At 59.0% G+C, this 14,058-nt stretch carries 9 protein-coding genes; 4 read left to right on the top strand and 5 right to left on the bottom strand.

Translation table 11 applies throughout. From position 1 onward, the window contains the following. Positions 1-4: 4 nt before the first annotated feature. From F3J41_RS17370 to F3J41_RS17360, 3 genes are all read right to left on the bottom strand, one after another. Positions 5-964, bottom strand: coding sequence for a D-2-hydroxyacid dehydrogenase family protein (locus F3J41_RS17370; RefSeq protein WP_166711881.1), 960 nt, complete (start codon positions 962-964; stop codon positions 5-7). Then, positions 939-2,543, bottom strand: a complete 1,605-nt coding sequence (locus tag F3J41_RS17365) for an EAL domain-containing protein (RefSeq protein ID WP_058770992.1) — start codon at positions 2,541-2,543, stop codon at positions 939-941. Before F3J41_RS17365 ends, F3J41_RS17370 begins: the two co-directional genes overlap by 26 nt. A 339-nt stretch (positions 2,544-2,882) precedes the next feature. Next, entirely contained in the window at positions 2,883-3,959 is a 1,077-nt protein-coding gene (locus F3J41_RS17360; RefSeq protein WP_058759330.1) for an AI-2E family transporter, read from the bottom strand. Between the two features lie 208 nt (positions 3,960-4,167). Here F3J41_RS17360 and F3J41_RS17355 point away from each other — a divergent pair, with 208 nt between their 5' ends. The 3 genes from F3J41_RS17355 to iolB all read left to right on the top strand — a co-directional run bounded on the left by F3J41_RS17355 (position 4,168) and on the right by iolB (position 8,303). Beyond that, complete coding sequence (locus F3J41_RS17355; protein ID WP_058770953.1) at positions 4,168-5,391, top strand: MFS transporter; 1,224 nt, start codon at positions 4,168-4,170, stop codon at positions 5,389-5,391. A 567-nt stretch (positions 5,392-5,958) separates the two neighbouring features. Then, a complete protein-coding gene (locus F3J41_RS17350) occupies positions 5,959-7,464 on the top strand; it encodes a CoA-acylating methylmalonate-semialdehyde dehydrogenase (protein WP_021507389.1) in 1,506 nt (501 codons plus the stop codon). Between the two features lie 23 nt (positions 7,465-7,487). Further along, the gene (iolB, locus tag F3J41_RS17345; RefSeq protein WP_058759327.1) at positions 7,488-8,303 is read left to right on the top strand and encodes a 5-deoxy-glucuronate isomerase; all 816 of its coding nucleotides are present in this window, start codon (positions 7,488-7,490) and stop codon (positions 8,301-8,303) included. A gap of 120 nt (positions 8,304-8,423) precedes the next feature. On the opposite strand, the gene F3J41_RS17340 is transcribed toward iolB, so the two are convergent. After that, a complete protein-coding gene (locus F3J41_RS17340; RefSeq protein ID WP_136546530.1) occupies positions 8,424-9,266 on the bottom strand; it encodes a MurR/RpiR family transcriptional regulator in 843 nt (280 codons plus the stop codon). A gap of 353 nt (positions 9,267-9,619) precedes the next feature. Beyond that, positions 9,620-11,533, bottom strand: a complete 1,914-nt coding sequence (gene iolC / locus F3J41_RS17335) for a 5-dehydro-2-deoxygluconokinase (RefSeq protein ID WP_021507392.1) — start codon at positions 11,531-11,533, stop codon at positions 9,620-9,622. A 545-nt stretch (positions 11,534-12,078) separates the two neighbouring features. Here iolC and iolD point away from each other — a divergent pair. Then, positions 12,079-14,013 carry a 3D-(3,5/4)-trihydroxycyclohexane-1,2-dione acylhydrolase (decyclizing) gene (iolD, locus tag F3J41_RS17330; protein WP_104189576.1) on the top strand — a complete coding sequence of 645 codons (1,935 nt, stop codon included), beginning with the start codon at positions 12,079-12,081 and terminating at the stop codon, positions 14,011-14,013. Positions 14,014-14,058 lie beyond the last annotated feature (45 nt).

Below are 14,058 nucleotides of genomic sequence, written 5' to 3'. Positions count from 1 at the left end.
GGGCTTAAAGCAGCGAGCGCAGCGGCGCGCCGTGCAGCCAGCCAGCAATATCTTCCACCGCCTCGCTGAAGTAGGTGCGGTAATTGGTGTCGGCGACGTAGCCCAGATGCGGTGTTGCCAGCACGTTCGGCAACTGACGCAGCGGATGATCGGCCGGTAGCGGCTCCTGTTCAAAGACATCCAGCCCGGCGCCCGCCAGCTGACCAGACTGCAGCGCGCTGATCATCGCCTGCTGATCGACAATCCCGGCGCGCGAGGTGTTAATCAGTAGCGCGCCCGGCTTCATGTGCGCCAGCGCCGCGCCGTCCAGCAGATGACGGGTGCGCTCACTCAGCACCAGATGAATCGATACCACATCGCTCGCCCTGAGCAGCGCCGGCAGCGAAGCCATCTTCTCTACGCCGCACGCCGCTGCGCGTGCTTCGCTCAGGTTCTGGCTCCAGGCGCACACGCGCATGCCAAAGGCGCGCGCCACGTTAGCCATCTCACCACCAATCTTGCCCAGCCCAAGCAGGCCGAGGGTTTTGCCATGCAGCGCCATGCCCAGCGTATGCTGCCACGCACCGTTGCTGCGCAGCGCCTGGCTCTCCGCCGGAATATGGCGTGCCAGACCGAGCAGCAGCCCCCAGCTCAGTTCCAGCGGCGCCGCGCTGCTACTGGCGGTGCCGCACACCGCAATCAGCCGTTCGGCACAGGCGTGCAGATCGATTGAGGCATTGCGCATGCCGGAGGTGACAATCAGCTTCAGATTGGGCAGGCGGCCTATCAGCCGGGCGCTGAGCGGGGTGCGTTCGCGCATCACCACCAGAATGTCGGCGTGCGCGATGTGAGCGACCAGTTCATCTTCGTCGGCGTAGTGGCGGTGCAGCGCGGTAGTTTTTACCTGCGGTTGCAGCGATGCCCAGTCGGCCAGCGACAGGGCAACATTTTGATAATCATCAAGAATGATGCAGTTCAGGCTCATGGTGGTCCTCAACGGGAAGCGGTTGGCGCCCCTGCTGATTAAGCCAGGCGCGAAGCTGGTTATTGTCCATCGGACGGGCGTAATAATAGCCCTGAATAAACACCACGCCACGCTGCTGCAGATACTGAAATTGCAACGCGGTTTCTACCCCTTCACCCAGTACCTCGAGCTGCAGCTTGTGGCACAGATTGATGATGGCATCCAGCACCGGGGTTTCGATCTCCAGTCCTTCAATGGCGTTGATAAAGCCGCGGTCAATCTTCAGGTAATCGAGCGGGAAGGTCATCAGATAGGAGAGCGCGCAGTGGCCGGTGCCGAAGTCGTCAATCGCCACCTTCATGCCGTGCGACTGCAGATAGCGCAGCTTGCGCGACACCGCGTCGCCGTCCTCAATCAGGCTGCGCTCGGTAAGCTCCAGCGTGATCAGCATCTGTTTGTCACGGATGTTGCGGGCAAAACGCATCATGTCCTGCACAAAATCGGGGTGTTGCAGATGCTCAGCCGCGAGGTTAAAGCCAATGTGGAAGCCCGGTTCAACCTGCCAGCTCTGGATATCTTCCGCCATCATCGCCAGCAAATGCTGGGTCAGCGGGACAATCATGCCTTCCGCTTCGGCATGGCTGATGAAGATATCCGGGCGGATCATTTCGCCGTTGGGCCGCTGCCAGCGCATCAGCGCTTCCGCACCGGTGCAGCGCTGAATCCCGGTGCTGTACACCGGCTGATAGTGCACCGTGAACTCACGGTTGCGTATCGCCCGGCGAATTTCATCCGCCCATGAGAGGCGGCGGCGCAGCCAGTTGGCGGTCAGCACCATCAGCAAAATCGAAAAGATGGCGGCCATTGGCAGGAAAATAAGCAGCGCCTGACGCCAGGCTTTGATCAGCTCGGCGGCGGGTACCGTCACGCTGACGCTGATTGGATAGCGGCTGGACTCCGCCTGATAGTTGGCGCTGCTGAGGTACAGCAGCTCTGGCTGGTCGTCCGGACCGCTGGCGATGGGGCTGCCGCCGTTGAAGCGCAGACTCATCTGATAACGGTTCGACTCGCCGATGGCGCGCATGAAGTCCATCAGATACTGACCATCAATCACCGCCCAGAAACCGCTGCTGTCCGGCAGGTGACGCACGAAAATCACCGCCGGGCGATCCGGTACGCCGGAGGTGCCGCGAATCGACAGGCTCCACCAGGCTTTGCCGGTCACCGGCGGCGACTGCATCATCATCCCGGCCAGCGTGTCGTGCTGAAGCCCGTAAGCCGACGAGCAGGTGATTTCGCTGCCCTGCAGGGTACCAATCGAGCGGAAGTAGGCGTTAAGGGTGCCGGCGCGCTGCAAATCTTCATCAATATCGGCGCAGCGACGATTCTGGTACTGACGCAGGCGGGTCACCATGTCCCAGGCGCTGTCGCTCATCTTTTCTGCCTGCGTCAGCAGGGCATTGGCGGTGGCAATTTGCTGCTGGCTGACCGTATGGCGCGCCTCAATGGCTGTGCAAAATATGCCCAGCACCAGCGGTAATAACCCGGCACAGACAATCAACAGCCAGCCAAAATCGCGTTGTCGTTTTTGCAGAGGCACCAGACTTTCCTCGGTCGGTTTAAGCAGCATTCAGGGAGCGCGTTACGGCGTCAGCAGCATAACACTTTCCCGCGGCCGTGCATGTTAGCGTTTTGATTTTCCACCAATCTGATACAAGTCAATTATGGTTCGCGCTTTGCGTTTATTGACAATGTTTTGCCGTTACTGGCATTTCCCGGCAGGAAAAAGCCTGTGGCACGGGATGAGTAAGAATGTTGCGCCAGAATCATCAGGCATGGCGATGCGCGCTGACGCCATACGGCGGCAGCGTCACTGCGCAGGGAAGTTGCCAGACGATCGGCAAAAACGGATCGTCTGGCATCGTGGCGTGATAAGACGTTACGGGCGCGGCGCGGGCCGGTTAGCTTTGACGCGCAGGCGCGGTTTGGGGCGGCCATTACCCAGCATTATCGCCAACCGGCTGCCGCCCGGCGTGGTTTCCATCAGGATTTTGGTGACGCTGGTCAGCGGCACCGACAGCAGCATCCCGACCGGACCGAGCAGCCAGCCCCAGAAAATCAGCGACAGAAACACCACCAGCGTTGACAGTCCCAGCCCGCGTCCCATCAGGCGCGGTTCCAGCATATTGCCAAACACCATGTGAATGGCACTGAACAGCGCCGCCACCAGCACGGCGTCATACACATCATTCAGCACCAGCGCCTGAATAAACGGCGGCACACCGGCGATAATCGGGCCGATATTGGGGATAAAATTGAGGATAAAGGCGACAACGCCCCAGAACAGCGCAAATTTGACGTCCAGCAGCATCAGCACCAGCCACACCGCCAGCCCGGTAATCAGGCTGACTAGCGTTTTCAGTGCCAGATAGTGCGTGACGCCCTTCAGCGCTTTGTGCAATCCGGCGATGCGGATCTGCGGATTCATCATCGCATTGCGCAGTTTGTACGGCAGATGGTGCACCTCAAACAGCATGAACACCACGGTCAGAATCAACAGCACCACATTGGTCATGGCACCCGAGAACTGCGCCAGCAGCGTGGTAGCCATGTTCATAATCACATTGGGATCGAGCCGTGCCGCCAGTGCGCTGGTGGAGATATTGATATGAAACTGCGCGGCGAAATGCTGCAGCACCGTCAGCTTCTGTTCCAGCAGGCTGCGGATTTGCGGATAGGTATCGCTGAACTCGCTTACCGAACTGGCCAGCACCCCGACCAGCAGCAGCATCACAATGAAGATCACCGTGATCACCAGCGAGATCGCCACGCCGCGCCGCAGACCCCGGCGCATCAGCAGGGTCACCAGCGGATTAAGCACAATCGCCAGGAAGCTGGCGAGTAAGAAGGGCACCAGAATATCTGACGCGGCACGAATGCCCGCCAGAATAATCACTAACATCGCCAGCTTGACCAGGATGTTCTGGCCAATTTTCTCCTGTGGCTTTTCGTTCATTCCCTCTCCTGAATGGTGGTTCGCTGTGGAAAGTGTAGTTGAACGCCAGTAAGTAATTGTTTGTTTAGGAGTAAGCGAAGCGAACCCGATAAGCACCGCCGGAGATACCGCCATCAGCCCGCCGCTAATCGACGGTGCGCACGGCGAGAAAAGGCGTATAGTAAAGCTTCAGCTATAAAAATTCCGTCAAACACGAGCGCAATCACTCATGCCTGACCAGCCCGCCGCGGCCGAATACAGCCGTTTTCGTCTGAATTTACAGATTCTCTCCATCGTGAAGTTCAACTTCGCCACCTATCTGACCATTGGCCTGCCGCTGGCGGTGCTGCCGGGCTTTGTCCATGACGGCCTGGGCTACAGCGCTTTCTGGGCCGGCGTGGTGATCAGCCTGCAATATGTCGCCACGCTGCTGAGCCGTCCGCATGCCGGTCGCTATGCCGACAGCTGGGGACCCAAAAAAGTGGTGGTGCTTGGGCTGTTTGGCAGCCTGGTGAGCGGACTGTGTATTTTGCTGTCGGCGCTGATAGAGGAGCAGGAAGTGCTCAGCCTCGCGCTGCTATGCCTCGGGCGCGTGCTGCTGGGCGTCGGGCAGAGTTTCTGCGGCACCGGCACCTCGCTGTGGGGCGTGGCGAAAGTCGGCTCGCTGCATATTGGCCGGGTGATCTCCTGGAACGGCATTGTCACCTATGGCGCGATGGCGATTGGCGCACCGCTTGGGGTGATGATCTTTCGCAGCGGCGGCCTGCTGCTGCTCTCCAGCGTGATTATCGCCATCAGCGTGCTGGCGATAGTGCTGGCGCTGCCCCGTGCACCGGTGAAAGGCAGCAAGGCCAAACCGCTGCCGTTCCGCGCGGTGCTCGGTAAGGTGTACGGTTTTGGCCTGCTGCTGGCGATGGGCTCGGCGGGCTTTGGCGTGATCGCCACTTTTATCACCCTGTTTTATCAGGAGCAGGGCTGGGACGGTGCCGCCTTCGCGCTGACGCTGTTCAGCGCTGCGTTCGTCGGCATGCGCCTGCTGTTTCCCAATGCCATTAATAAGCTCGGCGGGCTGCGCGTCGCCAGCCTGTGTTTTGCCGTCGAGGCGATTGGCCTGCTGCTGGTGGCGGGCGCGTTCGATCCGTGGATGGCGAAGTTCGGCGCTTTTCTCACCGGCGCCGGTTTCTCGCTGGTTTTTCCGGCGATTGGTGTGGTCGCAGTCAAAGTGGTACCGCAGCAGAACCAGGGCAGCGCGCTGGCCACCTACACTGCGTTTATGGATCTGTCGCTCGGCATCACCGGTCCGATCGCGGGTTTTATCATGAGCTTCGCCGGCGTACAGCTGGTGTATCTGCTGACTGCGCTGCTGGTGGGATTTGCGCTGCTTTGTACCCTGCGGATGATCAAGCGTCAGGCTGGGATGCCAGCCGAGGACGCTGCGTCCAGGTCGCCATAAATGGCGCCCCTACAGCATGACAGAGCGCGCATTGATGCGCACCGGGTAATCCGCTGCTGCAATCACGCATGGGGTGGGGGAACAGGTGAAAAAAAGGCCTCCGACCGAGGCCAACACTAACAAAAGCGTGTCGCTAAGACACAGATAAGGGTTCGTTTCACATCGCATTGTCTGCAGATGCTGCAAAGAAAACATTTATTTCGTTTTAGTTGAATTATGAAATAACGGATATTGGATCTGCCTCGCAAAAATTTCATATTTCGTTTCATCCAGCTACGCTCCGGCGCTGACCCTCTCGCTGACTGATCGTCCTGCCAATCTCCCTGCTGCTGATTACGGGTGCAGGCAGCATCGGCATTGTCATCAGGCCCGCACTTTACACCAGTCCGCTAACGCTGGCGGAAAAATGCGATCCAGGCCGCTAAAAGTAAATTTTCCAAAAAGAACTATTTGAAAAATTTATTTCACTGTAATAGCTTCATAGCACGCTTTCCGTATTGCCTGATCGGGCGCGACCCAGACTGACCCGCGGCCTGCAGGGACCTTACACATCAAAGAGGCAACGACATGACTATCGTAGGAAACTTTATCGGCGGCAAAATCACGCACAGCGCCAGCAACGAAACCATTCCGGTCTACGATCCGGCGACCGGCAAAGTGATCCGCGAACTGACGCAAAGCACGGCGGCAGAAGTGGCGCAGGCCATTGAGGTCGCCCATGCGGCGTTTCCGGAATGGTCGAAAACGGCGCCGCTGCGTCGTGCCCGCGTCATGTTCAACTTCAAAGCGCTGATGGAAAAACATCGCGATGAACTGGCGGCGCTGATTGTTTCTGAGCACGGTAAAGTCTGGTCCGATGCGCTGGGTGAGCTGACGCGCGGCATCGAGGTGATCGAATTTGCCTGCGGCATTCCGCACCTGATCAAAGGGGAAAACTCACCGAACGTCGGTTCCGGCGTTGACAGCTATTCGCTGATGCAGCCGGTGGGCGTGGTCGCGGGCATTACGCCGTTCAACTTCCCGGCGATGGTGCCGCTGTGGATGTTCCCCATCGCGCTGGCGTGCGGTAATACCTTTGTGCTGAAGCCGCCGGCGCTCGATCCTTCTGCCTCGGTACGCATGGCTGAACTGCTGAAAGAAGCGGGGCTGCCGGATGGTGTGTTCAACGTGGTGCACTCCTCAAACGAAGACGCCGAGCAGCTGTATAAAGATCCTCGCATCGCGGCGGTCAGCTTCGTTGGCTCGTCCGGCGTGGCCGAGCACATCTACAAAACCGCCAGCGCGCATGGCAAACGCGTGCAGGCCTTCGGCGCCGCGAAAAACCACGCCATTGTGATGCCGGATGCCGATCTGGATGCCACTGTGAACGCCATCATGGGCGGTGCTTTCGGTTCTGCCGGGGAACGCTGCATGGCGCTGCCGGTGGTGGTGGCGGTTGGCGACGATACAGCCGATAAACTGATTTCGCGCCTGACGCCGCTGATCAAAGCGCTGCGCGTGGGGCCGGGCATGCAGCAGGGTGCCGAAGAGAATGAAATGGGGCCAGTGGTATCCGCTGCGCACCAGAAGAAAGTGCTGGGCTACATCGACAAAGGTGAGCAGGAAGGCGCGACGCTGGTGGTTGATGGACGCGGCGTGAAAGTCGCGGGCCATGAAGAGGGCTACTACGTTGGCGGTACGCTGTTCGATAACGTCACGCCGGAGATGGTGATTTGGCGCGAAGAGATTTTCGGACCGGTGCTGAGCATCATGCGCGCCAGCGACTTCGACAGCGCGCTGCAGCTGGTGAATAGCCACGAATTTGGTAACGGCAGCGCCATCTTCACCAGCAACGGCCATACTGCCCGTGAATTTGTGCACAACGTGGAAGCGGGCATGGTGGGCGTCAATGTGCCGGTGCCCGTGCCGATGGCGTTCCACAGCTTTGGCGGCTGGAAGCGTTCAGTGTTTGGTGCGCTCAACGTGCACGGTCCGGACGGGGTGCGTTTCTACACCCGCATGAAAACGGCGACCGTGCGCTGGCCGAGCGGTCAGCAGACCGTTTCTGAATTCAGTATGCCAACGCTGGGTTAATGTCGCGCAACAGGAGAAACAGGATGTCACTGATTTCAAAAGTGCAGCAGCCGGACAGCCACGGGCGTATCCAGCACGTGACGCCCGAGAGCGCCGGCTGGGAATATGTGGGCTTTGACGCTTATCTGCTGAAAAAGGGCCAGACGCTGCGGTTAAGCAGCGGCGAGAGAGAGCTGTGCCTGGTGCTGGTGGCCGGTCTGGCGTCGGTGAAAACCCGCGACGCAGAATTCCCTGGCATCGGTAAGCGCCTGTCGCCGTTTGAGCGCACGCCGCCTTACTCGGTTTACGTGCCGCATCATGATGAGGTTGAAGTCACTGCCGACAGCGATCTGGAACTGGCGGTATGCAGTGCGCCGGGCAGTGGCAATCTGCCGGCGCGGCTGATTGCACCGCAGGATGTAGGCGTGGAGCACCGTGGCAAAGGGCGCAACCAGCGCCTGGTGCATAACATTCTGCCGGATAATCAACCGGCCGACAGCCTGCTGGTGGTCGAGGTGTATACCGACGAGGGCGCGACCAGTTCGTACCCCAGCCACAAGCACGATGAGAAGGACAGCCCGGACGAAACCTATCTGGAAGAGACCTATTATCACCGTTTCGATCCTGAGCCCGGTTTCGCCATGCAGCGCGTCTACACCGACGACCGTTCGCTCGACGAGTGTATGGCCCCGTATAACCGCGATGTGGTAACGGTGCCGCGCGGGTATCATCCGGTGGCGACTCTGGCCGGTTACGATAACTATTATCTGAACGTGATGGCCGGGCCGGTACGGCTGTGGAAATTTACCTGGGAAAAGGATCACGCCTGGGTGAACAGTGAGCAGTATCCGCGCCGTTAATCGGGTCTCCGCGCGGTCGCCGGAAATGCGCACCAGGTTAAACGGCACACGCATTCACTGATGCGCACAGATAAAAAAGGCAGCCAGATGGCTGCCTTTGTTCCATTCGGTACCCGGGGTTTATTCGCTGCTGCTGTTATTCAGCGCCAGCGACACCGCCAGGGTTTGCGCCAGGCACAGCGAGGCCACCTGCGAGCGGAAGCCATCCACCTGCGCTTCGCGCACCACAAAACAGACATCGCTGAACGCTGCCAGCGGGCTGACCTGGCTGTCGGTGATGGCGATCTGATGCGCGCCACGTTTAGCGCCCAGCTCCACCAGTTCCACCGCTTCGCGCGCATACGGCGAGTAGCTGATAGCGATGACCACGTCTTTCGGATTCACCATGCTGAGCTGTTCAGTGAACATGCCGCCCAGGCCATCAATCAGAAAAGCGCGACGCTCCAGATGGCGCAGCGCATACACCAGATACGAGGCCACGCTGAACGAGCGGCGCAGACCGATGATGTAGATGTTCTCCGCCTCGTTGAGCATCTTCACCGCTTTGTTCAGCTGGTCGGGATTCGCCTGCATCGCCAGCTGCTGCAGCGCCTGGCTGTTGACCATGGTAAAGACGTTGAGGATCTCCACCGGGCTCTCCGGTGAGCTGGCGCTGTCGTCGGTGGCCGTCTGGCGGAACAGGCGCGCCCGTTCGGTATAGTTCACGGTCTCTTCCATCAGGTGCTGACGAAAGACCTGTTTCATTTCGTTGAAGCCGCTAAAGCCGAATGCGTTGGCGAAGCGGATCAGCGTGGAGGGCGGAACATCCGCCTGCTGGGCGATAGAGGCGACGGTATCAAACGCGATGCTGTTGCTGTTATCAAGGATATAACGAGCCACCTGCTTCAGGCGTTTACTCAGCGTCTCGTAGCGACGACGGATATCGTCCTGTAACAAGGTTAATTGCGTTGGGTTATTGGTCATTACTTCGGCCCGTCAGAAAAGGAAATATGGCTGGATAATGAGCGCTATAGTACCAGATGGATGGAAAATTTCATTTGTTTGACGCTATCGTGAAGGCTATTTCATCGGTTTATGAATTGCCTCACAAAACTCAGGGGGTTGAGGGCTTGCCCTCACCCTAACCCTCTCCCGCAGGCGGGAGAGGGAACAGTCCGGAGCGGTCTGATCGGTCTGACAGGGCTGGTACAATGCTTAACGACCTGCCTGAACGGCTCCCTCTCCCGGTGGGAGAGGGCTGGGGTGAGGGCATCCGCTCGCAACACACTAAAAAGCGGCCCGTCAGGCCGCTTCTCAGTACATCCTCTTCAAATCCGTCAGCCGCGCGCGGCGCGCCAGTAGCCAATCAGGCGCAGATAATTGCCTTTCACGGTCTCAATCAGCGCCTTATCATCCAGCTCACCGTTCAGCCACTGGCGTGACGGCTGGCCAAAAATGGTGCGACCGACGGCAAAACCTTTCACCCACGTCGCCTGCGCGGCGGCGGCGAAGCCGGCTTTCAGCTTCTCTTCCGGCGCATCAAGGCCGAGTAACAGAATGCCGCGACAGTGCGGATCCTGCTGCTCAATCAGCTCGCCGATCGCCTGCCAGCTCTCCGCCGTCAGCGGTGGTAACTTCCACCAGTCCGGCTGCACGCCCAGGCTATAGAAGTGGCTCAGCATGTCGTAATAGTAGGACTCGTTACGGTCCGGGTTGCTCTCCGGCAGAATCACTTCCAGCAGCAGCTCGTGCCCGCTTTTGTTACAGCTGCGCCACACGTCAAGAACCAGCTCGTCCTGCTCTTTACGCAGTTCAGCACTGTCATGGGGATGATAAAACACCAGGCACTTGACGACGTGTTCGGCCGGCCAGTCCACTAGCTGAGAGCCAATATTGCCGTGCTCAAGACGCAGTGGTCGTGAGCTCGGCAGCTCGATGGGCCGCCCAATCCACCAGTGCTTGCCGGTGATGGCGTTGAGCGCTTTCTGGCCGTACGTGGTATCCGCCAGGATGCCACTCTTCTCATTGAGACCGGCTTCGTTAGCCGCCTCCTGTGCCGCCTGCAGCAGCAGCAGCTTCAGCTGCGGAATGCGCTCCTCGCTGACGCCCGCTTCGCGCGCCATATCGGCCAGCTGTTTACGGTGGTCAAAGGCGAACACATTCAGCTCCGGCCACTGCTGCTTACGCGTGGTAACGCGATGCAGATGATTGAGGCGCGCGTCCAGATCCGGGCGTTTCACCGCGTTATCGCGGCTGAGGAAATCGTCCAGCTCTTCTTTCGTTGGCATCGCCGGCGCACAGCCGTGACGGGATACCACCAGCGCGCCACAGGCGTTGGCGTAGCGGCACGCCTGCTCCCAGCTCTCATCGTTGAGCCAGCCGCGCAGCAGGCCCGACATAAACGCATCGCCGGCGCCCAGCACGTTGAGCACCTCAACGCGCACGCCGCTGTGCAGGCGCGTCTGTTCCCAGCTATCGGGAATCTCGCCCTCAAACACCACACAACCCAGCGGCCCGCGTTTGCAGACCAGCGTGGCGCTGCTGGCCTTACGTACATTTTTCAGCGCGGTCAGCGTATCGGTACTGCCACCGGCGATATGGAACTCTTCTTCCGTTCCGACGATCAGATCGAAATAGTGCACTACTTCCTGCAGCTGCTGCGTCACCTGGCCGGATTCGATGAAACGCGTTTCACCGTCACCCAGTGACGTAAGACCCCATAGCACCGGGCGATAATCGATATCCAGCGCGGTGCGCAGGCCGTTGCGCCGGGCGATATCCAGCGCTTTCAGCACCGCCGCCCGCGTGTCCGGATGCGACAGGTGGGTGCCGGTTACCGCCACGGCGCGGGACGAGGTAATGAACTCTTCGCGAATGTCCTCGGGAACCAGCCCCATATCCGCACAGTTGTCGCGATAGAAAATCAGCGGAAAGGTCTCTTCGTCTTTGATGCCGAGAATCACCAGCCCGGTCAGGCGCTGCTTATCGGTGATCAGCCCGTCAGTATTGCAGCCCACGCGCTGCAGCTCTTCACGCAGGAAGCGGCCATTGTGTTCGTCACCGACGCGTGCCAGCATCGCCGACTTCAGCCCCTGAATCGCGGTGCCATAAGCTACGTTGCCGGAAGAGCCGCCGAGGTATTTGTTAAAGCTGGTCATATCTTCCAGGCGCGAGCCAATTTGCTGGCCGTAAAGATCGACGGCGATGCGTCCAATACAAATCACATCAAGCCGCTTCTGTTGTGTACTCATACTGATGGTTTCCTTCTGTGATAAGCAGACACGGCGGGCGCTGCCGCCCACTATCAAGCGCAATGCTTCCGGGGTCTCAGGGTGCCTGACTGGCTATGTGGGCAGTATGAGGAATAAAAATTCCAAACACAATATGAAATGAAACATCCATCGCGATTTTGTGAGCCAGGTAAAACTCTGGTGCCGCTACCTTTCCCGCCCTTTACGGCTTGCCCGTTTCGCGGGTGCTCTGGCTTGTGAGCCAGCTCGCAGGAAATGATGACGGATGAGAGGAAGCTGCTGACGTGAAATGAAATTTCGTTATGATGACTGAGGCATAGCAGGCTGTTTCACTTTGCTGTCATCCCGTCCCGTCATCGCCCGCGTTTCAGCGCCGAATTTGATCTTCATCGCAAAATGAAATGTTTCTTCTGTAATCAGGTTTAATGGAAAAAACATTTGTTTATAATCGCCACACGTTTCACTTAGCGTCGGGCGCGTTTTCACCGCCGACCCGAATCGCGTCGTACCCCCTGAGCGGGTACCACATGTAAAGGAAGAAGCATATGGGCACTATCAGACTGACTACCGCACAGGCGCTGGTGAAATTTCTGGATAACCAGTACCTGAACGTTGACGGCGTTGAAACCAAATTCGTGCACGGCATCTTTGCTATTTTCGGCCACGGCAATGTGCTCGGCCTCGGCCAGGCGCTGGAGCAGGACAGCGGCGATTTACAGGTGTATCAGGGCCGTAACGAGCAGGGTATGGCGCACGCTGCCATCGGTTTTGCCCGGCAGTCGCTGCGCCGTCAAATCATTGCCTGTACCTCTTCCGTCGGACCGGGTGCCGCCAACATGATTACCGCGGCAGCCACGGCAACAGCCAACCGGATTCCACTGCTGCTGCTGCCGGGCGATGTGTTCGCCACGCGCCAGCCGGACCCGGTGCTGCAGCAGATCGAGCAGAGTCACGATCTCAGCATCAGCACCAACGATGCCTTCCGCGCAGTGAGTAAATACTGGGACCGCGTGAGCCGTCCGGAACAGCTGATGACCGCCTGTATCAATGCGCTGCGCGTGCTGACCGATCCGGCGGAAACCGGGGCGGTAACGCTGGCGCTGCCGCAGGATGTGCAGGGCGAAGCCTGGGATTTCCCGGAATACTTCTTCCAGAAACGCGTGCATTTGCTTGACCGGCGTCTGCCGACGGCGGCCCAGCTGGACGCGGCGCTGGCATTGATTGCGCGTAAGCGCAAGCCGCTGATTGTAGTGGGTGGCGGCGTGAAATACTCCGATGCCGGTCAGGCGCTGCTGAGCTTTGCCGAGCGTTTCAATATTCCATTTGCCGAAACGCAGGCCGGCAAAGGCACCATCGTTTCCGACCATCCGCTGAATGTGGGCGGCGTGGGTGAAACCGGCTGTCTGGCGGCGAACCTGCTGGCCAAAGAGGCCGATCTGGTGATCGGTATTGGTACGCGCTATACCGATTTCACTACGGCTTCAAAATGGATCTTCCAGCATCCGGAAATCAGCTACCTCAACATTAACGTCAACAACTTCGACAGCTACAAGCTGGATGGCGTGCAGCTGCTGGCGGATGCACGCGAAGGATTAACCGCGCTGGAAGCCGGACTGAACGGCTTTGAGAATCACTGGGGTGGCCAGATTGAACAGGCGCAGAGCAAGCTGCTGAAAGAGACGCAGCGCGTGTACGCCGCCACTTTCAACACCGATGACTTTATTCCGGAAATCGCTGACCACATCGATCGCACCGCGCTGTTCGCCGAGTTTGAGCGTTTGACAAAGTCGGTGCTGACGCAGAGCAGCGTGCTGGGCACCTTAAACGAACAGCTGCCAAAGGATGCGGTGATTGTCGCCGCCGCCGGCAGTCTGCCGGGTGACCTGCAGCGCGTATGGCGCACCAAAGATTACAACGCGTATCACGTTGAGTACGGCTACTCGTGCATGGGTTACGAAGTGAATGCCGCGCTGGGCGTGAAGCTGGCACAGCCGCAGCGCGAAGTCTACGCCATGGTGGGTGACGGCTCGTTCATGATGCTGCACTCCGAGCTGGTCACCTCGATTCAGGAAGGGGCGAAAATCAACGTCATCCTGCTGGATAACATGACCAATGGCTGCATCAACAACCTGCAGATGGAACACGGCATGGACAGTTTCAACACCGAGTTCCGCTTCCGTAATCCGCAGGGCGGCAAGCTGGATGGCGGCTTCGTGCCGGTTGATTTCGCGGCGATAGCCGCCGGCTACGGCTGTAAAACCTACCGTGTCACCACGCTGGAGCAGCTGAAGGCGGCGCTGGAAGATGCGCAGCAGCAGACGGTTTCGACCCTGATTGACATCAAAGTGCTGCCAAAAACCATGGTGCACAAATACTTCAGCTGGTGGCACGTCGGCGTGGCGCAGGCTTCCACCTCAGAGCGGACGCAGCAGGTGGCCGACAAGCTCAATCAGCATATTCAACAGGCGCGTAAGTACTAACCCTTTTCAGGCCGGCGCTGCCCGGCCCGTTTTACCCTACTTATC

This window comes from Pantoea sp. Ap-870 (assembly GCF_011752515.1).
GTDB classification, from domain to species: domain Bacteria; phylum Pseudomonadota; class Gammaproteobacteria; order Enterobacterales; family Enterobacteriaceae; genus Pantoea; species Pantoea dispersa.
The sequence above is the reverse complement of the archived record's forward strand: the minus strand, read 5'-3'. Positions and strand labels throughout refer to the sequence as shown.